23 protein-coding genes are annotated in these 21621 nt (G+C 71.7%); 10 read left to right on the top strand and 13 right to left on the bottom strand.

Annotated elements, in window-relative coordinates; genetic code table 11:
• Window positions 1-2: 2 nt before the first annotated feature.
• Complete coding sequence (locus ACT1U9_RS27345; RefSeq protein WP_444535267.1) at window positions 3-761, bottom strand: crotonase/enoyl-CoA hydratase family protein; 759 nt, start codon at window positions 759-761, stop codon at window positions 3-5.
• A 111-nt stretch (window positions 762-872) separates the two neighbouring features.
• Here ACT1U9_RS27345 and ACT1U9_RS27340 point away from each other — a divergent pair, with 111 nt between their 5' ends.
• Window positions 873-1355 (top strand): nuclear transport factor 2 family protein, encoded by a 483-nt coding sequence (locus ACT1U9_RS27340; protein ID WP_444535266.1) that lies wholly within the window; start codon window positions 873-875, stop codon window positions 1353-1355.
• 111 nt (window positions 1356-1466) lie between these two features.
• Window positions 1467-3059: an apolipoprotein N-acyltransferase gene (gene lnt / locus ACT1U9_RS27335; RefSeq protein WP_444535265.1), complete on the top strand. Its 1593-nt coding sequence runs from the start codon at window positions 1467-1469 to the stop codon at window positions 3057-3059.
• On the opposite strand, the gene ACT1U9_RS27330 is transcribed toward lnt, so the two are convergent.
• On the bottom strand, window positions 2983-3888 hold the full coding sequence (locus ACT1U9_RS27330; RefSeq protein WP_444535264.1) for a Gfo/Idh/MocA family protein: 906 nt from the start codon (window positions 3886-3888) through the stop codon (window positions 2983-2985). The genes lnt and ACT1U9_RS27330 overlap by 77 nt on opposite strands.
• Window positions 3889-4030: 142 nt before the next feature.
• On the opposite strand from ACT1U9_RS27330, the gene ACT1U9_RS27325 reads away from it, so the two are divergent.
• The 3 genes from ACT1U9_RS27325 to ACT1U9_RS27315 all read left to right on the top strand — a co-directional run bounded on the left by ACT1U9_RS27325 (window position 4031) and on the right by ACT1U9_RS27315 (window position 5686).
• Window positions 4031-4552, top strand: a complete 522-nt coding sequence (locus ACT1U9_RS27325; RefSeq protein ID WP_444535263.1) for a DinB family protein — start codon at window positions 4031-4033, stop codon at window positions 4550-4552.
• 107 nt (window positions 4553-4659) lie between these two features.
• Complete coding sequence (locus ACT1U9_RS27320; RefSeq protein ID WP_444535262.1) at window positions 4660-5094, top strand: hypothetical protein; 435 nt, start codon at window positions 4660-4662, stop codon at window positions 5092-5094.
• Between the two features lie 118 nt (window positions 5095-5212).
• Window positions 5213-5686: a hypothetical protein gene (locus ACT1U9_RS27315; protein ID WP_444539265.1), complete on the top strand. Its 474-nt coding sequence runs from the start codon at window positions 5213-5215 to the stop codon at window positions 5684-5686.
• Between the two features lie 25 nt (window positions 5687-5711).
• On the opposite strand, the gene ung is transcribed toward ACT1U9_RS27315, so the two are convergent.
• From ung to ACT1U9_RS27285, 6 genes are all read right to left on the bottom strand, one after another.
• The gene (gene ung, locus ACT1U9_RS27310; protein WP_444539264.1) at window positions 5712-6380 is read right to left on the bottom strand and encodes a uracil-DNA glycosylase; all 669 of its coding nucleotides are present in this window, start codon (window positions 6378-6380) and stop codon (window positions 5712-5714) included.
• A gap of 121 nt (window positions 6381-6501) precedes the next feature.
• Window positions 6502-8046: an ABC transporter substrate-binding protein gene (locus ACT1U9_RS27305; protein ID WP_444539263.1), complete on the bottom strand. Its 1545-nt coding sequence runs from the start codon at window positions 8044-8046 to the stop codon at window positions 6502-6504.
• 221 nt (window positions 8047-8267) lie between these two features.
• Entirely contained in the window at window positions 8268-9035 is a 768-nt protein-coding gene (locus ACT1U9_RS27300; protein ID WP_444535261.1) for an SDR family oxidoreductase, read from the bottom strand.
• Between the two features lie 18 nt (window positions 9036-9053).
• Window positions 9054-9815 (bottom strand): 3-oxoacyl-ACP reductase FabG, encoded by a 762-nt coding sequence (fabG, locus tag ACT1U9_RS27295; RefSeq protein ID WP_444535260.1) that lies wholly within the window; start codon window positions 9813-9815, stop codon window positions 9054-9056.
• Window positions 9816-9951: 136 nt separating this feature from the next.
• Window positions 9952-10335: a DUF3037 domain-containing protein gene (locus tag ACT1U9_RS27290; protein WP_444535259.1), complete on the bottom strand. Its 384-nt coding sequence runs from the start codon at window positions 10333-10335 to the stop codon at window positions 9952-9954.
• Window positions 10332-11183 (bottom strand): HipA family kinase, encoded by an 852-nt coding sequence (locus tag ACT1U9_RS27285; RefSeq protein WP_444535258.1) that lies wholly within the window; start codon window positions 11181-11183, stop codon window positions 10332-10334. Before ACT1U9_RS27285 ends, ACT1U9_RS27290 begins: the two co-directional genes overlap by 4 nt.
• 62 nt (window positions 11184-11245) lie before the next feature.
• Between ACT1U9_RS27285 and ACT1U9_RS27280 the strand changes: the two genes are divergently transcribed.
• Complete coding sequence (locus ACT1U9_RS27280) at window positions 11246-13342, top strand: prolyl oligopeptidase family serine peptidase (protein ID WP_444535257.1); 2097 nt, start codon at window positions 11246-11248, stop codon at window positions 13340-13342.
• Window positions 13343-13409: 67 nt separating this feature from the next.
• Window positions 13410-13895 (top strand): Rieske (2Fe-2S) protein, encoded by a 486-nt coding sequence (locus tag ACT1U9_RS27275; RefSeq protein WP_444535256.1) that lies wholly within the window; start codon window positions 13410-13412, stop codon window positions 13893-13895.
• A gap of 58 nt (window positions 13896-13953) precedes the next feature.
• Here ACT1U9_RS27275 and ACT1U9_RS27270 read toward each other — a convergent pair whose 3' ends face one another.
• The gene (locus tag ACT1U9_RS27270) at window positions 13954-14604 is read right to left on the bottom strand and encodes a cysteine hydrolase (protein WP_444535255.1); all 651 of its coding nucleotides are present in this window, start codon (window positions 14602-14604) and stop codon (window positions 13954-13956) included.
• An 88-nt stretch (window positions 14605-14692) separates the two neighbouring features.
• On the opposite strand from ACT1U9_RS27270, the gene ACT1U9_RS27265 reads away from it, so the two are divergent.
• Entirely contained in the window at window positions 14693-15169 is a 477-nt protein-coding gene (locus ACT1U9_RS27265; RefSeq protein WP_444535254.1) for a pyridoxamine 5'-phosphate oxidase family protein, read from the top strand.
• Between the two features lie 179 nt (window positions 15170-15348).
• Here the strand turns inward: ACT1U9_RS27265 and ACT1U9_RS27260 are convergent, their stop codons facing one another.
• Complete coding sequence (locus ACT1U9_RS27260; protein ID WP_444535253.1) at window positions 15349-16254, bottom strand: LysR family transcriptional regulator; 906 nt, start codon at window positions 16252-16254, stop codon at window positions 15349-15351.
• Between the two features lie 75 nt (window positions 16255-16329).
• Here ACT1U9_RS27260 and ACT1U9_RS27255 point away from each other — a divergent pair, with 75 nt between their 5' ends.
• Entirely contained in the window at window positions 16330-17283 is a 954-nt protein-coding gene (locus tag ACT1U9_RS27255; RefSeq protein ID WP_444535252.1) for a DMT family transporter, read from the top strand.
• A 132-nt stretch (window positions 17284-17415) separates the two neighbouring features.
• Here ACT1U9_RS27255 and ACT1U9_RS27250 read toward each other — a convergent pair whose 3' ends face one another.
• Window positions 17416-18747 (bottom strand): aminotransferase class I/II-fold pyridoxal phosphate-dependent enzyme, encoded by a 1332-nt coding sequence (locus tag ACT1U9_RS27250; RefSeq protein ID WP_444535251.1) that lies wholly within the window; start codon window positions 18745-18747, stop codon window positions 17416-17418.
• 35 nt (window positions 18748-18782) lie between these two features.
• Between ACT1U9_RS27250 and ACT1U9_RS27245 the strand changes: the two genes are divergently transcribed.
• On the top strand, window positions 18783-19445 hold the full coding sequence (locus ACT1U9_RS27245) for a pyridoxamine 5'-phosphate oxidase family protein (protein ID WP_444535250.1): 663 nt from the start codon (window positions 18783-18785) through the stop codon (window positions 19443-19445).
• 46 nt (window positions 19446-19491) lie between these two features.
• Here the strand turns inward: ACT1U9_RS27245 and ACT1U9_RS27240 are convergent, their stop codons facing one another.
• Both ACT1U9_RS27240 and ACT1U9_RS27235 read right to left on the bottom strand, forming a co-directional pair.
• A complete protein-coding gene (locus tag ACT1U9_RS27240) occupies window positions 19492-20445 on the bottom strand; it encodes a DMT family transporter (RefSeq protein WP_444535249.1) in 954 nt (317 codons plus the stop codon).
• Window positions 20446-20608: 163 nt separating this feature from the next.
• Window positions 20609-21595 carry an EamA family transporter gene (locus ACT1U9_RS27235; protein WP_444535248.1) on the bottom strand — a complete coding sequence of 329 codons (987 nt, stop codon included), beginning with the start codon at window positions 21593-21595 and terminating at the stop codon, window positions 20609-20611.
• Between the last annotated feature and the right edge of the window lie 26 nt (window positions 21596-21621).

Here is a 21621-nt window from a genome sequence, read left to right as displayed (position 1 = left end):
GGTCAGCCGAAGGAGCCGTGCCGCCCCTCCCCCGACGCGAACCGCGCCACCCCCTCGGCCGCCGCCTTCAGTGACCGTACGCCGTGGGCGAGTTCGTTGCGCAGGGCCTCCGGCTCGCCCATGCCCTCCTGTTCCAGCATCGAGAGGCGGTCCTCGCGCAGGCACAGCTGCGGGAACGCGGCGATCTCGGCCGCCAGTGCCTCGGCCGCCGCCCGGGCCGTCCCGGTCGCCACCACCCGGTCGGCGAGGCCGATGGCCAGCGCCTCGGCGGCGTCCACCGGGCGGCCGGTCAGGACCAGGTCCATCGCGCGCCCCGCGCCGATCAGCCGGGGCAGCCGTACCGTACCGCCGTCGATCAGCGGGACGCCCCAGCGGCGGCAGAAGACGCCGAACACCGCGTCCTGTTCGGCCACCCGCAGATCGCACCAGAGCGCGAGCTCCAGACCGCCCGCCACCGCGTGGCCCGCGACCGCCGCGATCACCGGCTTGGAGAGCCGCATACGGGTCGGGCCCATCGGGCCGTCGCCCTCGTCGGTGACCACGTTGCCGCTCCCGGTGCCGAAGGCCTTGAGGTCCGCGCCGGCGCAGAACGTGCCGCCCTCGCCCCAGAGCACGGCGACCGCCGCCTCCTCGTCGGCCTCGAAGGCCCGGAAGGCGTCGGCAAGCGCGCGGGCGGTGGGGCCGTCGACGGCGTTGCGCGCACTGGGGCGCGAGAGCACCACGGTCGTGACGGGGCCATTGCGTTCACTGCGTACGGTCATGGCGCCCACGGGTAGCACGTACGTTCCGCCGCCCACAAGAGCCACCCCGCCACCGCGGCCGGGCCCGTCGGCACTCTTGGCCTGTCGCCCCCGCTGCCCGAGACTGACCCGATGACCCAGCGTGTGGAACTCGCGACCGTGATGGACCGGCTCGCCATCGACGAACTCATCACCGGCTACGCGGCGGCCGTCGACGACGCCGACTGGGCCGCGTACGGGGCGCTGTTCACCCCCGACGGACGCGCCGACTACCGCGCGGCGGGCGGCACCGAGGGCCCAGCCGCCGACGTGGCGGCGTGGCTCGCGGAGACCATGCGGCTCTTCCCCGTCCGCCAGCACCTGATCGTGAACCGGCTGCTGACCCTCCAGGACCTGGGCGGCTACCCGGGCGACCGGGCGCGCGTGCGGGCCGACTACATCAACCCGATGTGCTTCGGCCCGGGCGCCAACGGCGACGGCGGACCGGCCGGGCCCAACTTCGTCTCCGGCGGCCGGTACGCCTTCTCCCTGCGGCGTACGGAACCCGGCTGGCGCATCGACGCGGTGACCGTCCAGGAGAAGTGGCGGCATGTGTCGGGGGCGCTCGGCACCTGACCCGCACATGTGAAACGCGGATCGGGGCAGACACCCGGAAAGCACACTGAAGACGCACACTGGGGGCGGACACGCGAAAAGCACCGCTCAGGGTGGTCGAGGAGGCGCGGCATGCGGATTCCGGTCGGGCTGCGGCATCCGCTCGCGGGGCTGCGCCGCCGCGTGAGGGTCTCGCGGTGGTGGCGCGGCGCCGCCGCCCTGCTCGCCGGGGCGCTCCCGGCGCTCGCGTTCCCCGCGCCGAGCCTGTGGTGGTTCGCGTATGTCGCGCTCGTGCCGTGGCTGCTGCTCATCCGCTCGGCCCGCGACGGACGGCGGGCGGCCGTGGACGGCTGGCTGGGCGGGACCGGGTTCATGATGGCGGTCCACCACTGGCTGATGCCGAGCCTGAACATGTTCATCGTCGTCCTCGCCGCGCTGCTCGGGCTGCTGTGGGCGCCCTGGGGTGCGATGGCGCGGTCGCTGCTGCGGGGCAGGGTGTCCACCGGCCGCGCGCTCGCCGCGCTCGCGGTGCTGCCGTCGGGCTGGCTGATGGTCGAACTGGTGCGGTCCTGGCAGGGGTTGGGCGGCCCGTGGGGGCTCCTCGGGTCCAGTCAGTGGCAGGTGGTGCCCGCGCTGCGGCTCGCCTCGGTCGGCGGGGTCTGGCTGGTGAGCCTGTTCGTGGTGGCCGCGAATGTCGCGGTGACGGTCCTGGTGGTGGCGCCCCAGGCCCGTACGCCCGCGGCGGCCGCGGTGCTGGCCGGGGCGGTGGCCACCGGGGCGGTGTGGCTGTGGGCGCCGCACACCGAACGGGCGGGCCGGGTGCGGGTCGCCGTCGTCCAGCCGGGCGTCTACGAGAACGGCGACGCCCGCTTCGCCCGCAGCGAGGCGCTGACCCGGTCGCTGGTGGGCAAGGACGTCGGGCTCGTGGTGTGGGGCGAGAGCAGCGTCGGCACGGACCTGACGGCCCGGCCCGATCTCGCGGCCCGGATCGCCACGCTGTCCCGGGCGGTGGGCGCCGACATCCTGGTCAACGTGGACGCGCGCCGCGCCGACCGGCCCGGGATCTTCAAGAGCACGGTCCTGGTCGGGCCGGACGGGCCGACCGGTGACCGCTACGACAAGATGCGCCTGGTCCCGTTCGGCGAGTACATCCCGGCCCGCTCCCTGCTCGGCTGGGCCACCTCGGTGGGCAAGGCGGCGGGCGAGGACCGGCGCCGGGGCACGACACCGGTGGTGATGACGCTCCCGGACGGGCTGCGGGTCGGCCCGGTCATCTGCTTCGAGTCGGCGTTCCCCGACATGAGCCGCCATCTGGTGCGCGACGGCGCCCAGTTGATCGTCGCCCAGTCGTCGACGTCGTCCTTCCAGCACAGCTGGGCGCCCGCGCAGCACGCCTCACTCGCCGCCCTGCGGGCCGCCGAGACGGGCCGCCCGGCCGTGCACGCCACGCTGACCGGGATCAGCGCGGCGTACGGGCCGGACGGCGAGCGCATCGGCCACTGGCTGGGCACCGACCGCAGCGCCACGGCCCTCTACGACATGCCGCTGGCGCACGGCTCCACGCTGTACGACCGGTTCGGCGACTGGGCGGTGTACTCGGCCCTGGCCGTCCTCGCCCTCTACTGCGCCGCCGAGGGGCGGCGCTCGCTCAGGAGGCCTGCTCCAGAGCCTCCCGTACCACTCGCTCGCACAGCTCATGAGTCGCCAGCGCGTCGCGTGCGCTGAGCAGCTTTCCGGCCCGTACGGCGTCGAGGAAGGAGTGCACCGACTGCTCGATGCCGCGCTGGCGGGCCACCGGCACCCAGTCGCCGCGCCGGCGCAGGGTCGGCTGGCCCTTGTGGTCGACGATCTCGGCGAGGTTGAGCACCTGCCGCTTGGTGTCCTGCCCGGAGACCTCCAGGATCTCCTCGGTGGAGCCGTTCATCCGGTTCATGGTGCCGATCGCGGTGAAGCCGTCGCCGGAGAGCTGGAGGACGACGTGCTCCATCAGGCCCTCGCGGACCCGGGCCCGTACCACCGTGTGCTCGACGGGACCCGGCGCCAGGAAGCGCAGGGTGTCGACGACATGGATGAAGTCGTCGAGGACCATGGTGCGCGGGTCCTCGGGCAGGCCGACGCGGTTCTTCTGCATCAGGATGAGCTCGCGCGGATGCTCGGCGCACTGAGCGTAGCCGGGCGCGAGGCGCCGGTTGAACCCGACGGTGAGGCTCACCCCGCGCTCCTCGGCGAGCTCCACCAGCCGCTCGGAGTCGGCGAGTTCATACGCCATCGGCTTGTCCACGTACGTCGGGACGCCCGCCTCCAGGAGCCGGGTGACGATCGCCGGATGCACGGCGGTCGGCGCGTGCACGAAGGCCGCGTCCAGGCCCTGCGCGATCAGCGCGTCGAGCTCGGTGTGGCGCCGCTCGGCGGGAATGTGGTGGGTGTCCGCGACGCGCGCGAGGGTGGCGGGGGTGCGGGTCTGCAGATGCAGCTCCGTGCCGGGGAGTGTGGTCAGGACCGGCAGATAGGCCTTCTGTGCGATGTCCCCGAGTCCGATGCAGCCGACCTTCACGAAGTCTCCTGTCGCCGTCCGACGTCACGCTTGCTTGCCTGATCAGCATACGTGTGCCGGGCATACCGCCCGATGGACGGCCGGATCCGCCCGGGCCCTAAACCCCTGGCGGCCGCGTCGCCCATCCGTGAGGATGACCGCCATGACGACGACTCAGACGCCCGACCGCCATGAACCCGCCCTCGACGCCGCCGAACTGCCCATGCTCGTGGGGTGGCTCGACTACCACCGCGAGACGCTGGCCCTGAAGTGTTCCGGGCTCACCGACGAACAGCTCAGGACGGCCTCGATGCCGCCCTCCACGCTGACCCTGATGGGCCTGGTACGGCACATGGCCGAGGTCGAGCAGCACTGGTTCAGCAATGTCTTCGGCGGCGACAACGGCAAGGCGCACTTCTACACCGACGAGGACCCGGACGGCGACTTCCACCCCGGGCCCGCCGACACCATGGAGGTGGCGCTGGCCACCTGGCAGGGCGAGATCGACAAGGCCCGCGCCCACGCCGCCGGCCACTCCCTCGACACCCTGAGCAAGGGCACCGCCCGCCGCGGGCAGCACTTCAACCTGCGCTGGATCTACACGCACATGATCGAGGAGTACGCGCGCCACAACGGCCACGCCGACCTGCTGCGCGAGGGCGTCGACGGCACGACCGGCGACTGACCGCCGTCACGCCCGAAGGAGCCGTCAGCTGATCGCCGTCACTCGTGCGGGCCAATCCGGGCCCGCACCCTCCCCCAACGGGCCCCGCAACCACCAGAGTTGAGCGGGTGCACCGAACACGAAACGCAGCGAGGCTCCTGGTCGGCGTGGCCGCCCTGACGGTATCCGGGTGCGTCACCGTCGAGCGCGGACCCGGCGAACGGCCACCGGCGCCGCCTCCTCCCCGGCTCACCAGCGAGCGCGCCGACCGCAGAGTGGCGCCGCAGATCGTCCAGGCTCCGGCCCGCGAGGCCCTGGACACGGCGCTGCCGCCGATGCCCTCACCCCGGGCCTCGACCCCGGCTCCCGCACCGGCCCCGCGCCGCCCCGACCGGGTGCCCCACCCCCGCCCGCGCCCCACGGCCCACCGGGCCGCTCCCCCGCCCGCCCCGGCACCACCGCCGGTCACCACCGACGACGTCTGCGCCATGGGCAGGTCGCTGGGCGGCTGGACCCCGGACAGCCCCGCGTCCCGTATCTGCGACGAGGCGTACGGGAAGTGACGGGAGACAAGGGGAAGTAGCGAGACATACGGGAAGTCGTGAGATGAGCCCGATTGTCAGTGGGTGCGGTTAGCGTCGCTCTGATCGGATGCGTACGAACAGGTCGGCGGAGGACGCGGTGACGGAGCAGCAGGAGACGTCGGAGGACGTCGTCATGACCCGGATCGGGCAGGCGCTGATGCTCCTGCACGGCGGCGACCGCGAGGAGGCCCGCAACCGCCTGGGCGCCATCTGGGCGGAGATCGGCGAGCACGGCGACCCACTGCACCGCTGCACGCTGGCGCACTACATGGCGGACGCGCAGGACGACGCGGGCGACGAACTCGCCTGGGATCTGCGGGCGTTGGCGGCCGCCGACGGCCTGAGCCAGGACCGGCTCGACGAGCACCACGCGTCGCTGGCGGTCAAGGCCCTGTACCCCTCGCTCCACCTCAACCTGGCGGCCGACTATGTGAAGCTGCACCGCCCGGACGCCGCCCGCATCCATCTGGAGCGGGCGCACGCGGCCCTGGACGCGCTCGCGAACGACGCGTACGGGAACGGCATCCGGGCCGCGCTCGACCGCCTGGAGCGGCAGCTGGAGGGCGCGTAGAGGCGCCCTCCGGCGGCCGCCCGGGTCAGCCCAGGTCGGGGATGCGCCAGTCGATCGCCGCGTGGCCCTGGGCCGCGACCGCCGCGTCGATCTGGGTGAAGGGCTTCGAGCCGAAGAACTTCTTGGCCGACAGCGGCGAGGGGTGGGCGCCCTTCACCACGGTGTGGCGCTCCTCGTCGATCAGGGGGAGCTTCTTCTGCGCGTAGTTCCCCCACAGCACGAAGACGGCCGGGTCGGGGCGCTCGGCGACCGCGCGGATCACCGCGTCGGTGAACTTCTCCCAGCCCTTGTTCTTGTGGGAGTTGGCCTCGCCCGCGCGGACGGTGAGCACCGCGTTGAGCAGCAGGACGCCCTGCTCGGCCCACGGCATCAGATAGCCGTTGTCCGGCACCGGGTGCCCGAGCTCCTCCTTCATCTCCTTGTAGATGTTGCGCAGCGAGGGCGGGGTCTTCACGCCCGGCCGCACCGAGAAGCACAGGCCGTGCCCCTGGCCCTCGCCGTGGTACGGGTCCTGGCCGAGGACCAGGACCTTCACCTTGTCGTACGGAGTCGCGTCCAGAGCGGCGAAGACCTCCTCGCGGGGCGGGTAGACGGGACCCTTCGCCCGCTCCTCCTCGACGAACTCGGCGAGCTCCTTGAAGTAGGGCTTCTGAAGCTCCTCGCCGAGGACGCCGCGCCAGGACTCGGGCAGCATGGCGATGTCGGTCACGTCAACAACCTCCGTGGGACGTACGGTTCCCGCACTCTTCGGTGCGGATTCCCGAACCTACCGGCCCCCACTGACAACGCCCCCGCCGCCCACCTCCGCAAGGCCTCTACCAGCTGGTCTTGCGGTGCAGCTCCCACATGCACATGACGGTCTGCGGGTCGATCGCGCGCTCGCCGCCGGCGATGTCGTCGCTGGCCGCGACATAGAGCTTGCCCTGCCACAGCGGCAGCAGCCGCACGTCGTCGACCAGGATGTCCTGGGCGCGCTCGAACTTCTTGCTGACCGCGCCCCGGTCGGACACCTCACGGGTCTGGGGGATCAGCTGGTTGACGATCTCCTTGGGCTCGTACGGTGTGCCGACGGCGTTCTCCTTGCCCACGAAGGGCGCGATGAAGTTGTCGGGGTCCGGGAAGTCCGGGAACCAGCCACGCCCGAAGATGGGGTACTCACCGGCCTGCATGCCCTGCGTGTACGTCTTCCAGGGGCGGCTCTGCAGCGTCACCGTGAACAGCCCCGAGGCCTCCAGCTGCCGCTTGAGCTCGGCGAACTCCAGCGCGGTCGAGGAGCCGTAGCGGTCGGTGGTGTACCAGAGGGTCAGCGGCACCGGGTCGGTGATCCCGGCCTTGCGCAGGATCGCCTTCGCCTTGGGGGCGCTCGGGGCGCCGAAGGTGTCGAAGAAGCTCACGGTGTGCCCGGCGACACCCTTGGGCACCATCGAGTACAGCGGTTCGGCGGTGCCCTTGTAGACCTTGGCCACCAGCGCGTCCCGGTCGACGAGCTGGGCGATCGCCTTGCGTACGGCGGGGTTGGCGGCGGCCGGGTCCTTGGGATTGAAGACCAGGAAGCGGATCTCGGTGCCGACGGTCTCGACCAGTTGGAGCGGCTTGCCCGCGGCCTTCTGGTTCTGGACGTCCAGGACCTCGTCGGCGGTCAGACCCCGGTAGGTGACGTCGATCTGCTTCTTCTTGAGGGACTCCACCATGGCGGAGGAGTCCTTGAAGTACCGGATCGAGACGGCGTCGTTCTTGAGCTGCGCGAACCCCTGGTAGTGCGGGTTCTTCTTGAGGTCGGCCCGGTCGCCCGCGTGGTAGGACTCCAGGGTGTACGGGCCGGAGCCGGTGAGCCCGCCGTCGTCGCGCACCGCGTCAGCGGGGTACGCCTTGGGGTCCACGATCGACATCGCGGGCGCGCCCAGGACGTACGGGAAGGTCGCGTCCGACTTGTTCAGATGGAAGGTGACCGTCCGCCCGTCCTCGGCGGTGACCTTGTCCAGGCTGGTGAGCAGACCCTTGGGGCCCGCCTTCACATTGATCTTCACAATGCGGTCGATGGAGTACTTGACGGCCGCCGCGTCGAGTTTGTCGCCGTTGGAGAACTGCAGGTCCTTGCGGAGTGTGCACTGGTACGTACGGCTGTCGGGGTCCTTGAACTCGCAGGCCTCGGCCGCGTCCGGCTGGGGTGTGTTGCTGCCGGTGGGGAAGGAGAGCAGGGTCTGGAAGACGTTGCGGTACAGCTCCCAGGAGCCGTCCCAGGAGGCGGCCGGGTCGAGCGTGCTCGGCTCGCTGACCGTGCCGACCTTGATCGTCTGCTGGGTGTTCGAACTGCCCCCCGAGAGCAGTCCGCAGCCGCCCGTCAGGGCCACCGACGACATGGACGCAAGGGCCGCGGTGGTGCGCAGGCATATGGTCCGGTTGAACACGTGCACGCTCCTCGTTCAGCCATGGATCGGCAGACCATACCGCAGCGCCCCGCCCGGTCAACTGAGCGACCAGACGGGGCACTTGGGGTCATTTAGGAGCAAACCGGTTCACTACTCGCCGGTACCAAGATCAGCGTACCCGGCAGGTGATCAACGAACCCCGCTGTTGACGATCAGTGGACCCCGACGTTCAGGAACAGCCCGCCGTCGACCAACAGGGTCTGCCCGGTGATCCACTCCGACTGGTCGGAGGTGAGGAAGGCGGCCGCTCCCCCGATGTCGGACGGCACCCCGAGGCGGCCCATCGGGTAGGCCGCGGCGGCCTCCTCCTCGCGGCCCTCGTAGAGCGCCTGGGCGAACTTGGTCTTGATCACCGCCGGGGCGATCGAGTTGACCCGCACCCCGGGCGCGAACTCGTGCGCCAGCTGGAGGGTCAGGTTGACCATGGCCGCCTTGCTCATGCCGTACGCGCCGATGAAGGGCGAGGCGGAGACGCCGGCGATGGAGGCGATGTTCACGATCGCGCCGCCGTTCGCCTGCTGCCAGGCCTTCCACGTCTGCTGGGCGAAGCCGAGCGCGGAGATCACATTGGTCTCGAAGACCTTGCGGGCCACATTGAGGTCGAGCTCGGCGATCGGGCCGAAGACCGGGTTGGTGCCGGCGTTGTTGACGAGGAAGTCGACCCGGCCGAACGCCTCCATCGCGCGCGCCACGGCGGCGGCCTGGTGGGCCTCGTCGTGGGCCTTGCCGGCGACGCCGATGACGCGGTCCGGGCCGAGCCTGTCGACGGCCTCCTTGAGGGCGTCCTCGTTGCGGCCGGTGATGCAGACGCGGTCGCCGCGCGCGACCAGCGCCTCGGCGATGCCGTAGCCGATGCCCCGGCTGGCGCCGGTGACCAGGGCCGCCTTGCCGGAGAGCTCGGGGAGCTGAGTGTCAGTCATGTTCGTATGTCCTCGGCCTTAGTTGAGCGGTCCGCCGGCCACGTACAGCACCTGGCCCGAGACGAAGCCCGCGTCGTCACCGGTGAAGAAGGCGATGGCGTTGGCGATGTCCTCGGGCTTGCCGACGCGCGCCACCGGGATCTGGGTGGCGGCCGCGGCCTGGAAGTCCTCGAAGCCCATGCCGACCCGGGCGGCGGTCTGCGCGGTCATCTCGGTGACGATGAAGCCGGGGGCGACCGCGTTGGCGGTGACGCCGAACTTGCCGAGCTCGATGGCGAGGGTCTTGGTGAAGCCCTGCAGACCGGCCTTGACGGCGGAGTAGTTCGCCTGGCCGCGGTTGCCGAGCGCGGAGGACGAGGAGAGCGAGACGATACGGCCCCAGCCCGCGTCCACCATGTGCTTCTGGACGGCCTTCGCCATCAGGAACGCGCCCTTGAGGTGCACGTTCATGACCATGTCCCAGTCGGACTCGCTCATCTTGAAGAGCAGGTTGTCCCGGAGCACGCCCGCGTTGTTGACGAGGATGGTGGGCGCCCCGAGCTCGGCGGCGACGCGCGCCACGGCGGCCTCCACCTGGGCGCTGTCGGAGACGTCGCAGCCGACGGCGATGGCCCGGCCGCCCGCCGAGGTGATCTTCTCGACGGTGTCCTTGCAGGCCGCCTCGTCGAGGTCGAGTACGGCGACCGCGCGGCCCTCGGCCGCGAGCCGGACGGCGGTCGCGGCGCCGATGCCCCGGGCCGCCCCGGTCACGATGGCTACGCGCTGCTCGGTGGTGGACATGCTGTTCTCCTCGCCCTGGGGATCCGCGGTTCCTCGTCCCTGAGCAACCGCTTAGTAGCTTCAGCAGTCGAGACGCTAGAAGCCCTGGCACTCGGTGTCAACGGCCCACGGATCCCCCACGGCAAGGTCACACCCGTCAGCGCACCAGCAGGTCGAGCAGCCGGTCGGTCTCGGCCGCCGGGTCGGCGGTCAGGCCGGTGTGCACCGGGCCGGGCTGGACGACGGTGGAGCGCGGCGCGATCAGCCAGCGAAAGCGCCGCCCCGCGTCGTCGCGCGCCGCCTGCCCGGCCGCCTCGCCGCCGTGGCAGACCCCCTCCACGGCCTTGAGCGCCGCCCGTACCCCGACGACGTCCGCGTTGGGGTCGAGCGCCCTCAGCTTGGCCTCGTCCAGATGCGTACGGGCCGCCACGAACGACTGCGCGCGGCAGTAGACCAGCACCCCGGCGTTGAAGCACTCCCCGCGCTCGACGCGTGGCACCACGCGCAGCAGCGCGTACTCGAAGACATGGCGGTCGTTCACTGGCCGTCCTTCTTGCTGTTCTTGGTGGGGTGCGGCCAGGGGGTGAGGTGGTCGGTGAGCCAGCCGGGCGCCTGCGACGGGCGGTCCTTAGTGGGCGCCTCCAGCGTGATCCGCTCATGGATGTCACGGGCGCGGGAGAGCAGCGGCGCAACATACGCGCGGCGCAGCGCGCCGGTCGTCTCGAAGCCCGGCTCGTCCACCAGCCACTCGTCGGGCACCAGGGCGGTGACCTCGGTCAGCAACTCCTCGGTGACCAGTGGCGCCAACTCGGCGGCAGCGGTGGCGACATCGGGCCCGAAGGGGGCGAGCGCGTGGTCGGAGGCGTTGTACGGCTTGGCCGCCGAGGCCTGCGCGCCCGGCCAGTTGTGGTGCCAGATCATCGTGGCGCCGTGGTCGATGAGCCACAGATCGCCGTGCCAGACCAGCATGTTAGGGTTCCGCCACGACCGGTCGACGTTGTTGATCAACGCGTCGAACCAGACGACCCGGCCCGCCTCGGCGGCACTCACCTCATAGGCGAGCGGGTCGAACCCGATCGATCCGGGCAGATAGTCCATTCCGAGATTCAGCCCGCCGCTCGCCTTCAGCAGCTCCTGCACCTCCTGGTCCGGCTCCGAGAGCCCGATGACCGGGTCCAGCTGAATGGTGACCAGCTCGGGGACCCGCAGCCCGAGCCGCCTGGCCAGTTCACCGCAGATCACCTCCGCGACGAGGGTCTTGCGCCCCTGCCCCGCGCCGGTGAACTTCATGACGTAGGTGCCGAGATCGTCGGCTTCGACGATGCCCGGGAGCGAGCCGCCCTCACGCAGCGGCGTGACATAGCGGGTCGCTGTGACTTCATTGAGCATCCGTCCAGGCTACTGGGGCGGATGGGACTGTTCGATCACTTATTCACGAGGGGACGTCAGCCATGTCAGCACCGCACACCACCGAGAAGGACACGACCACCGAGGACCTGCCGCTCCAGTTCGCCCGCACCAAACGCTTCTCGCTCGGTGTGCCCAAGCAGTTCACGGCCTCCCCCGACGGCGAGCGCGTCCTGTTCGTCCGCACCGCCGACGGACGCTCCCCGGTGAGCTCGCTGTGGCTCCACGAGAGCGGCGAGGAGCGGATACTCGTCGACCCGCTGACGCTCGCCGGGGCCGACGACGACGTCCCCGAGGCGGAGCTGATCCGCCGCGAGCGGGCCCGCGAGACGAGCGCCGGGATCGTCGCGTACGCCACCGACGCGGCCGTCCGCACGGTCGTCTTCGCCCTCTCGGGCGCGCTCTGGCTCGCCGGAACGGACGGCTCCGCCCCGCGCCCGCTCCCCACTGCGGGCCCGGCCGTCGACCCGCGCCTGTCCCCCGACGGCACGCTCGTCTCGTACGTGACCGGCGGCGCCCTGCACGTCGTACACGCCGACGGCACGGGTGAGCGCCAACTGGCCGCGCCGGAAGGCCCGGAGGTGACCTACGGGCTCGCCGACCACGCCTCGGCCGAGTCGATCCACCGCGAGGCCAGCTCCTGGTGGTCGCCGGACGGCAGCGCGCTGCTGGTCGTACGGGCCGACAGCGCGCCGGTGCAGCGCTGGTACCTCAGCGACCCGGCGAACCCGACGAAGGCCCCGCGCACGATGGCGTACCCGGCGGCGGGCACGGCCAACGCGGAGGTGTCGCTGCACCTCGTCCGCGTCGACGGCACCCGGATCCCGGTCCGGTTGCCCCGCGCGGCGGACCTCGACACGCACCCGGCGGGCGCCTGGACCGACCCGGCCTTCGAATACATCGTCGAGGGCGGCTGGGACGCGGGCGGCGCGTTCGCCACCGTACAGACCAGGGACCAGCGCACGGCGTACCGGCTCGGCATCGACGCGGAGACCGGCGAGGTGGAGCTGACAGACCGTCAACACGACGATGCCTGGCTGGAGTTCCTGCCGGGTGCGACCCGGCTCGCCCGCTCCGGTCTCGTACTCGGCGACGGTCTTCCCGCCGCTCTGGACGTACGCGCGGTGCTCGGCACGGTCGGCGGGACGATCTACTTCACGGCGAGCGACGAGCCCACCGAGACGCATGTCTGGACCTACGCACCGGAATCAGGCTACGCCCGGCTCACCGAGGAGCCCGGTGTGCACACGGCGGCCCTCGGGGGCGACACCGTCGTCCTGGACAGCCGCACGCTCGACGGGCAGACCGTCACCGTGCTGCGCGACGGCAAGCCCGCCGGTCGGATCGAGGTGCTCGCCGAACAGCCGCTGGTGACGCCCCGGCCCGAATTCCTGGTCCTGGGCGAGCGCGAACTGCGCACCTCGCTCTATCTGCCCTCGTGGCACAAGGCGGGCTCGGCGAAACTCCCGGTCGTCGTCCACTCGTACGCGGGTCCCGGCGCCCAGACCGTCCAGCGCGGCAACGGCTGGCAGCACGCGGTGAACCAGTGGTTCGCCGAGCAGGGGTTCGCGGTCCTGTCCATCGACGGGCGCGGCACCCCCGGGCGCGGCGTGGAGTGGCGCAAGGCCGTCCACGGCGACCAGTTGACGCCGGTCCTGGAGGACCAGGCCGACGCGGTGCGGGCGGCCGTCGAGCGGTTCCCGGACCTCGACGGGGACCGGGTGGGCATCCGGGGCTGGTCGTTCGGCGGCTATCTGGCGGCGGCCGCCGTGCTGCACCGGCCGGACGTCTTCCACGCGGCCGTCGCAGGTGCGGCCCCGACCGATCTCACGCTCTACGACACCCACTGGAAGGAGCGGTTCCTCGGCCACCCGGACGTCCTGCCGCAGAACTACGAGCGCTGCTCGCTGGTGGCGCACGCCCACAAGCTGACCCGGCCGTTGCTGCTCGTCCAGGGAATGGCCGACGACAATGTGGTGCCCGCACACATGCTGCGGTTCTCGCAGGCGCTGGTCACGGCGGGACGGCTGCACAGTGTGCTCCCGCTGCCGGGCGAGACCCATCTGGTCACCAAGGAAGGTGTGGCCGACAGACTGCTCTGGCTGAACGTCGAATTCCTGAAGAAGTCCTTGAACGCCTGAACACCGGGCGGGGCAGGGCCGTATCCCTTCACGCAGCCCCGTGTAGCAAGGTGAAGGGAAAGCCAGTATGACGACCCAACCGCTTGTGTCCGAGCCGAGCCCTGCCCGCCGTACCGTCGTCGCGGTGGTGGGCGCGGCCGGGCTGGCCGCCGCGCTGACCGCGTGCGGCAGTTCGGACAAGTCCAGTGATGCCGCCCCGCCCTCCGGCAACGGGGGTACCGGAGGGACGGGCGGCACCGCCGGGGGCGACACCGGGTCGGCCGGCGGCGGGGTGCTGGCGAAGACCGCCGACATCCCGCAGGGCGGCGGCAAGGTCTTCCCGGACCAGGGCGTGGTGGTGACCCAGCCGACGGCGGGCACCTTCAAGGCGTTCTCCGCCACCTGCACCCATCAGGGCTGCACGGTGAAGGACGTCGTCGGCGGCACCATCAACTGCCCGTGCCACGGCAGCAAGTACGACCCGGCGACCGGGAGCGTGAAGGCGGGCCCGGCACCCCGCCCGCTCCCGGCGAAGAAGATCACGGTGGAGGGGGGCGCGATCAAGCTCGCTTGAGCTCAGGCGCTCAGTGCCGGGCGTCGGGGCGCAGGCGCGGGGGTTCAAAGGCAGGCTCTCAGGCCCGCCCGGCCCTGCGCGGCCCTTTCCAGCAGGCGACGATGTCGTCCGTGGTGGCGACCGTAGCGACCAGGGCCAGCGTGTTGCGGATCATCGCGGGGGTGTACTCGGCAGGCACCCCCGCGATCGCGTCGGCCGGAACCACCGCCGTATAGCCGAGGTTGACCGCGTCGAAGACGGCGTTGGGGATCGCCACATTGGCCGAGACGCCGGTGACGATCAGGGTGCGGCAGCCGAGGTTGCGCAGCAGCGCGTCGACGTCGGTCCCGGCGATCGGCGAGAGCCCGTGCAGCCTGCGCACCACGATGTCCTCGTCCGCCACCTCGATGCCCTCGACGATCCGTACCGCCGTCGAGCCGGAGTGCTGCTGTACGGGCAGTCGTTCGGCGGCTCGGAAGAGCCGGGCGTTGCGGGACGCCCCGCGCCCGTCCGGCCGCCGCTCGGCCACCGCGTGCAGCACCTGTACGCCCGTCTCATGGGCGACCGCGACCAGCCGCGCGATGTTGTGGAGGGCGCCCGACGACCGTGCCACCTTGGCGAGTTCGGGCAGCGCGCTGTCGACGCCGACGACTCCCCGCTGACACTCGACGGTCATCAACACCGTCGACGCGGGGTCCAGCTGCTCGGCCAGATGTTCGTGGGTCGCCATGGCGCGGGAGGCTAACGGCCATTGCGCGAGGGGGGAAGAGCGCGCATGATTTCTGACGACCTATCAGACACCATGGTGGGAGCCACAGATGGCCGCAGTCCAACGCCGGGGCCGCCGGATCATGATGACGGACGGGGAACGGGACGCGTTCCTCGCCGAACAGCGCACCTGCCGCGTCGCCACCGTGGCCCCCGACGGCCACCCGCACGTGGGCGCACTCTGGTACGCCTGGGACGGCACCTCGCTGTGGCTCTACTCGATCACCCGCAGCCTGCGCTGGTCCCAGCTGCGCAAGGACCCCCGGATCGCGGTGGTGGTGGACGCGGGCGAGTCGTACGGAGAACTGCGCGGCGTGGAACTGCGCGGCAAGGCCGTCCCAATCGGCGAATCCCCCCGCACCGGCGAGCCATGCCCGGAACTGGAAGCTCCCGAGCGCCAGTTCGCCCGCAAGAACTTCGGCCTGGAAGAAATGCCCCACGACGGCCGCCACGCCTGGCTACGCCTGACCCCGGAGGCGATCGTGTCGTGGGACTTCAGGAAGCTGGGGGGAGCGTTCGACGCTTGAGGAGCGATGCCTTTCCAACCCCTCCGGCGGTCATCTATTCAGCCCCTCCGGCGTTTGAGAAGCGGGCGCCCGGGGGCAGAGCCCCCGGCAACGGCGATCAACCCCCACCAGGCCGCCCGCCCAGGGCTTCCGGGAAGGGGCGGGGAGGGGCAAAAGGCCCGCCGCAGGCGCAACCCACCTCAACCAGCAACCGCCGCCCCCGCCAGGGCCAACGCATCCACCGCCGCCCGAATGGACGGCCGCCGATCGGCATCGGCACGCCACACCGCGTACACATGCCGCCGCATCGCACCACGCACCGGCACCAGCCGAACCCCCGCAGGAACCGGCCCCCGCCCGAGCCGAGGCGCCACGCTCACCCCCAGCCCCGCCGACACCAGCATGAGCTGCGTCGCATGCTCCCGCGCAACATGCCCGATCCGAGGCTCGACCCCCTTCCCCCGCAACGTGAACGCCAGCCACTCATGACAGAACTCCCCCTCGGGCCAAGTGATCCACTCGTCCTCGGCGAACTCCTCCAGATCCACCGCCTCCCTCCCCGCGAGCCGATGCCCGACAGGCATCGCCACATCGGCGAGGTCATCCAGCAGCGACCGCTTGGCCAGACCATCCGGCAGCGGCAACGGCTTGTTGTTCCAGTCGAGGACGACCGCCAGATCGAGATCACCGAGGATCACCCCCCGTACGGAATCCTCGGCCTCCAACTCATCGGAGCGGACGGCAAGTTGGGGATGCTCAGCGCGCAGAGACGTCAGCGCGGCCGGGAACAGCCCGCGTGCGGCGGTGGCGAACCCCGCGATGCGCAGCTCGCCGACGACCTGCCCGCGCTGCGCCTCCAGATCGGCCTGGGCGACCTGGACCTGGGAGAGGATCCGGGCCGCGTGCTCGGCGAGCAGCCGCCCCGCGTCGGTGAGCCGTACGCCCCGGCCGTTCTTGGCGAGCAGCGGCTGTCCCGCCTCCCGCTCCAGCTTCGCCAGCTGCTGGGAGACGGCCGAGGTCGTGACGTGCAGATTGTCGGCGGCGCCACCCACCGAGCCATGGCGGGCCACCGCGTCGAGGGTCCGCAGGCGCTCCAGGTTCAACATATAAGCAACACTAACCGATCCCATCAACATCTTCTCGCTTGTGCTACGAGGTTGAAGGGTTCAAGGTTGGGTGTCATGAGCACCGTCACCTCATCCAGATCATCCAGATCCCTGTCGACCCCCTCCCCCACCCTGCGCCGCCCCTCGCTGGACTGGCGCGTCCGGTTCGCGGTGCTCTCGCTGATCTGGGGGTTCAGCTTTCTCCTGATCAAGGTCGGCACCGACGGCTACGCGCCGTTCCAAGTCACCTTCGGGCGGCTCTTCTTCGGCACGGCGGTGCTCGCCGTAGCGATGATCATCAAGCGGGAACGACTGCCACACGGCGCACGCACCTGGTTCCACCTGACCGTCGCGGCACTGCTCCTGAACGCCCTGCCGTTCTCGCTGTTCGCCTACTCCGAGCTGACGATCCCGTCGACGCTGGCCGGGATCTGCAACGCCACCTCACCGCTGTGGGGCATGGCCCTGTCACTGGTGGCGCTCTCGGAGGACCGCCCGAGCAGACGCCGCGTCGCGGGCCTCGGCCTCGGCTTCCTCGGGGTGCTCACGGTCCTGGGCGCCTGGCAGGGCTTCCACGGCCTGGACCCGGCCGGCACGGCGATGGCCCTGCTCGCCTCGCTCTGCTACCCGATCGGCTGGATCTACGTCCGCCGTACGCTGGCGGGCAGCAGCCACTCCAACCTCTCCCTCATCGGCTCCCAACTGGGCGTGGCGACCCTCCAACTGGCCCTGGTCACCCCCCTGTTCGCAGGTTTCCCGACCTCGTTCCACCCGGTCTCGCTACTCGCCATCGCAGCCCTGGGCGCCTTGGGCACGGGCCTCGCCCTGCTGATCCAGTACGGCCTGGTCAAGGAGGTCGGCCCGACGACGGCCCAGATGGTCACGTACTTCATCCCGGTCATCGCCACCGCAGCGGGCGTCCTGGTCCTGGGCGAATCCCTGAGCTGGAACACGCCGGTGGGAGCGGCAATAGTCCTGGCAGGAGCGGCACTGACACAGAGCCGCACTCCCAAGGCACGCACTCGCTAAAGGTGCGTCCGGGGCCACTTAAGGAGCGCGGGGGCTGGCCGCCCGATACGCCCCCGGGCACTTAAGGGGCGCGGGGAACTGCGCGACCAGCCCAGCACGGTCCGCAGCCAAACAACCCCGCCGCGAGCGCAGCTAGTCGTACCGCCGCCCCGGCAAAGACCCCATGGCAGCAGCCACAGCATCGGCCGCAGCCCCGACGTCGGCCGGGGCGAGCGACGAAACGGTCAGCCGAATCCCCGGCGGCGCCGAAAGCCGAAAGCGCGCCCCCGGCGCCACGGCCCACCCCGCGTGCAACAGCCGCGCCACCACCGCCGTCTCGTCCCGCACCGGCACCCACACACTGAACCCACTGCGGCCGTGCGCCTCGACACCCCGCCGCCGCAACGCCCGTACGAGCGTGTCGCGCCGCTCCCCGTAGGAGCGGGCCACCCGCGCGGAGTCGACAACACCCGAGGTCCACAGATGGACGACGGTCCGCTGGAGCAGCCGGCTGACCCACCCGGGCCCGAGCCGCTGGCGCCCCCGCACCCGGTCCATCGTCACCGCGTCCCCGGTGAGCACGGCGAGCCGCAGGTCCGGCCCGTACGCCTTGGCCACCGACCGTACGAACGCCCAGTGTTCGGCGACCGGTGAGAGCGGGGCGAGCGGCACGTCGACCATGCCGTGGCCGTGGTCGTCCTCGATCAGCAGGACACCGGGGTGACGCGCCACGACCTCGCGCAGCGCACGCGCACGGGCCGGACCGACGGCCGCGCCGGTCGGGTTCTGCGCCCGACAGGTGACGACCAGCGCCCGCGCCCCACCCGCCAGCGCGCTCTCGACGGCCTCGGGCAGCGGACCCTCGTCGTCCAGCGCCATCGGCACCGGCCGCAGCCCGAGCGCCGGAACGAGGTCGAGCAGCGCACCCCAGCCCGGGTCCTCGATGGCGACCGCGTCGCCCGGCCGCAGATGCGCGGCGAGGACGCGTTCGATCGCGTCGAGCGAGCCGGAGAAGACACCGATGGGCCCGTCGGGAACGGCGTCGGCGTCCAGCGCCGCGCGGGCGAGCCGGGCCAGCTCGGGGTCGACCGGGTCCTCGCCGTACAGCGCGGGATGCTCGGCGTGGTCGCGCGCGGCGGCCGCGAGCGCGTCGGCGAGCGGCGGCAGCAGCGCCGGGTCCGGGTTGCCGTCACCGATGTCGCGCACCCCGGCGGGCACGTCGATCCGCTGGACATCGCGCGTGGTGCTGGCGGGTCGCGGCCGCACCCGGCTGCCCCGGCGGCCCGAGGTCTCGATCACTCCACGGTCGCGCAGCAGCCGGTACGCGGCCGCGACCGTATTGGGATTCACTCCGAGATCCGTCGCCAACTCCCGCAGGGGCGGCAGCAGTTGGCCCGGTTCCAGCTCTCCGGTGCCCACCGCGCGCTCCACATCGGCGGCGATCTCCGATGCGCGACGGCCCACAATCCGATACTCTCCTAGCACAAACAATATTATGCACTAGTGCAATGGAGAGCGCAATGTCGGAGACCGCTTCCTACGAGCCCACCGGGCGCACCGTCCCCACCCGCTCGCGCGAGCGGGCCTCGTACGACCGCGAGGTGGTGCACTCGATACTCGACGAGGGGTACGTCTGCCACCTCGGCTTCGTCCGCGACGGCGCCCCGGTCGTGCTGCCGACGCTCTACGGCAGGATCGGCGAGCGGCTGTATGTGCACGGCTCGACGGGTTCGCGGCCGCTGCGCATGACCGGCCAGGCCGACCCCGGGCTCCCGGTCTGCCTCACCGTCACCCACGTCGACGGCCTGGTGCTTGCCCGCTCGGCCTTCCACCACTCCCTCAACTACCGCTCGGTCGTGGTCCACGGCATCGCGCACCAGGTCACCGACCCCGAGGAGCGGCGCGTCGCGCTCGACGCGCTGGTCGACCAGGTGGTGCCCGGCCGGTCGTACGACTCGCGCCCGGCCAACGCCAAGGAGCTCGCGGCGACTTCGGTGATCCGTCTCGACCTGGACGAGGTGTCCGCGAAGATCCGCACCGGCGGCCCCAACGACGAGCCCGAGGACGGCGGCCTGCCGCACTGGACCGGTGTCGTACCGCTGACGCAGACGTACGGAGTCCCGGTCCCGGCCGACGACCTCGACCCGTCCGTGGCGCTGCCCGACTACCTCGCCGCGCTCTGACACCGAACGGGGGCTTCCGGAACACCTTCCGGAAGCCCCCGTTCGGTCAGGCCGCGACCGGCTCCCGCCGGGCCCGCGCCGCGAGCCGCGCCTCGGCCCCGGCGAGCCCGACCACGGCGACCAGCAGCAACAAGGTGCCCAGGACCGTGGCCGTACTCAGCCGTTCACCCAGTACCGACACCGCGAGCAGCGCCGCGCTCACCGGTTCCAGCAGCATGATCACGGAGACGGTGGTGGCCCGGACGACGGCCGCTCCCGCGAAGTAGAGCGCGTACGCCAGCGCCGTGGGCACCGCCGCCACGTACAACAGCAGCCACACCACCCGGACCGGGTCGGCCGAGTGCGGCATCAGCCCTTCCGCACCCGCCAGCGGCAGCAGCGCCACCGACGCCACGGCGAACGCCCAGGCGGTGGTGGCGGAGGGGTCGATCGCCGCGCCATCGCGGCCGAGCCACCGGGTGAGCAGGGTGATCCCCGCGTAACCGGCCGCCGAAAGCAGTGCGAGCAGCACCCCGGCGGGGCGGACGGTGCCGCCGCCGTTGCCGAGGACGAGGACCGCGAGCCCGGCGAGCGCCCCGGCCACGGCGGTCAGCCCGGCGCCGCCGATGCGCTCGCCCATGGTGAGCCGTGCGCCGAGCGCGATCAGCACGGGACCGGCGCCGAGGGTGACCACCGTCGCGACCGCGAGGCCGGTCGAGGCGACGGCAGCGAAGTAGGCGCTCTGGAAGACCGTCAGACCGATGCCGTTGCCGAGGATGCGCAACAGCCGCCTGCCGCGCGGTTCGACGACGGCCGGGGACTTACGGCGGCGCAGCGCACGCGCGCCGAGCAGCAGCACCAGGCCGCCGACGCAGCGCCAGAAGGAAAGGGCGAGCGGGCCCATGTCGCTGGCTCCGAAGACCAGCGCGGCGGCGCCGCCCGCGGTGCCCCAGGCGACACCGGCGAAGACGAGATAGAGCAGGCCACGCCCGACGGGCAGGCCGGAGGAAGGGTTCGACACGTACGTACTCCGAAGAGGAAGACGGGAAAAGGTCGCATGCCTGGAGTACGCGGGCAGCGACGAGCCGCTCGGGGACTGCCCGAGCCCGGTCTTCGTCGGGGAGGTGGCCGCCCGCGCTTACGCGGCGGGAGGCGGCAGTACGGTCGAATGCATGATCGGCACTTTACGGGGCGGTCGAGCCCGCCGACAACCGACCTTCTTCGGCGGGCACCGGTTCCCCACCGGCCACCGGTCCTGACGCTTCCTTCGGCGCCGAGGACTGCGCGATGAACGCGCCGACCAGGACCACCGCACCGCCCGCGATCTGCGGCGCGGCAAGGTGCTCGCCGAGCAGCACCCACGCGAGGACGGTCGCGATGACCGCCTCAAGACAGGCGACCACGCCCGCGACCTGCGGCGACAGCTTGCGCACCGAGATCACCCCGGTGACGTACGCGATCACGGTCGCGATCAGCACGATCCAGCCGAGCAGCAGGGCCGCGGGCACCTGGGTGCCGTTCATGTCGGCGCTGCCGCCGAGCACCGACCAGTCCATGTTCCAGGGGCGGGCGACCAAGGTGAGCAGGACGGATCCGATGAGCAGTCCGTACGCGATGACGCCGAGCGGGTCGGGTGCGTCGGCCGCGTCGCCGCCCTGGTCGGAGAGGACGAAGTAGCCGACCTGGCAGCAGGCGGCGCCGAGCGCGAGCAGCAGGCCGAGGACGTCGAAGCTCAGCCCGGACCAGATCTGGACGACACAGGCAAGCCCGCCGACGGCGAGGACCACACCGACGGCCGCGGCCCGCGTCACCGGCCTGCGCTGGACGAACCGGACCCAGCCGAGGACGAGCGCGGGCGCCAGGTACTCCACGAGGAGCGCGACACCGACGGGGATGCGGGAGATGGCCGCGAAGTAGCAGGCCTGCACTCCGGCGACGGCCAGCAGGCCGAACCCCACGAGCAGTGCGGGACGCCGCAGCAGCAGGCTCCGATGGCGCCAGGCGACCGGCAGCATCACGAGGGCCGCGCCGGTCACCCGCAGCCACACCACGTGCAGCGGGTCGAGGCCGGCCTCGATCAGCGGCTTGGCCGCGACACCTGAACCACCGAATGAGAACGCCGAGGCCAGGGCCAGTCCCAGGCCGACGTTTCTCCCCTGAGACGCCTGCATCGGCACATCATGACAGGAGAAGTCAG

Origin of the sequence: Streptomyces sp. BR1 (assembly GCF_052373795.1) — a bacterium.
Lineage (GTDB): Bacteria > Actinomycetota > Actinomycetes > Streptomycetales > Streptomycetaceae > Streptomyces.
The sequence above is the reverse complement of the archived record's forward strand: the minus strand, read 5'-3'. Positions and strand labels throughout refer to the sequence as shown.

What these genes read in the sequence shown, in the direction of transcription:
- ACT1U9_RS27345 (WP_444535267.1), bottom strand. Translation starts at nt 761, where the DNA reads ATGACCGTACGCAGTGAACGCAATGGCCCCGTCACGACCGTGGTGCTC.
- ACT1U9_RS27340 (WP_444535266.1), top strand. Translation starts at nt 873, where the DNA reads ATGACCCAGCGTGTGGAACTCGCGACCGTGATGGACCGGCTCGCCATC.
- lnt (WP_444535265.1), top strand. Translation starts at nt 1,467, where the DNA reads ATGCGGATTCCGGTCGGGCTGCGGCATCCGCTCGCGGGGCTGCGCCGC.
- ACT1U9_RS27325 (WP_444535263.1), top strand. Translation starts at nt 4,031, where the DNA reads ATGACGACGACTCAGACGCCCGACCGCCATGAACCCGCCCTCGACGCC.
- ung (WP_444539264.1), bottom strand. Translation starts at nt 6,380, where the DNA reads ATGCTGCCCGAGTCCTGGCGCGGCGTCCTCGGCGAGGAGCTTCAGAAG.
- ACT1U9_RS27305 (WP_444539263.1), bottom strand. Translation starts at nt 8,046, where the DNA reads ATGTCGTCGGTGGCCCTGACGGGCGGCTGCGGACTGCTCTCGGGGGGC.
- ACT1U9_RS27300 (WP_444535261.1), bottom strand. Translation starts at nt 9,035, where the DNA reads ATGACTGACACTCAGCTCCCCGAGCTCTCCGGCAAGGCGGCCCTGGTC.
- fabG (WP_444535260.1), bottom strand. Translation starts at nt 9,815, where the DNA reads ATGTCCACCACCGAGCAGCGCGTAGCCATCGTGACCGGGGCGGCCCGG.
- ACT1U9_RS27285 (WP_444535258.1), bottom strand. Translation starts at nt 11,183, where the DNA reads ATGCTCAATGAAGTCACAGCGACCCGCTATGTCACGCCGCTGCGTGAG.
- ACT1U9_RS27280 (WP_444535257.1), top strand. Translation starts at nt 11,246, where the DNA reads ATGTCAGCACCGCACACCACCGAGAAGGACACGACCACCGAGGACCTG.
- ACT1U9_RS27275 (WP_444535256.1), top strand. Translation starts at nt 13,410, where the DNA reads ATGACGACCCAACCGCTTGTGTCCGAGCCGAGCCCTGCCCGCCGTACC.
- ACT1U9_RS27270 (WP_444535255.1), bottom strand. Translation starts at nt 14,604, where the DNA reads ATGGCGACCCACGAACATCTGGCCGAGCAGCTGGACCCCGCGTCGACG.
- ACT1U9_RS27265 (WP_444535254.1), top strand. Translation starts at nt 14,693, where the DNA reads ATGGCCGCAGTCCAACGCCGGGGCCGCCGGATCATGATGACGGACGGG.
- ACT1U9_RS27260 (WP_444535253.1), bottom strand. Translation starts at nt 16,254, where the DNA reads ATGTTGAACCTGGAGCGCCTGCGGACCCTCGACGCGGTGGCCCGCCAT.
- ACT1U9_RS27255 (WP_444535252.1), top strand. Translation starts at nt 16,330, where the DNA reads ATGAGCACCGTCACCTCATCCAGATCATCCAGATCCCTGTCGACCCCC.
- ACT1U9_RS27245 (WP_444535250.1), top strand. Translation starts at nt 18,783, where the DNA reads ATGTCGGAGACCGCTTCCTACGAGCCCACCGGGCGCACCGTCCCCACC.
- ACT1U9_RS27235 (WP_444535248.1), bottom strand. Translation starts at nt 21,595, where the DNA reads ATGCAGGCGTCTCAGGGGAGAAACGTCGGCCTGGGACTGGCCCTGGCC.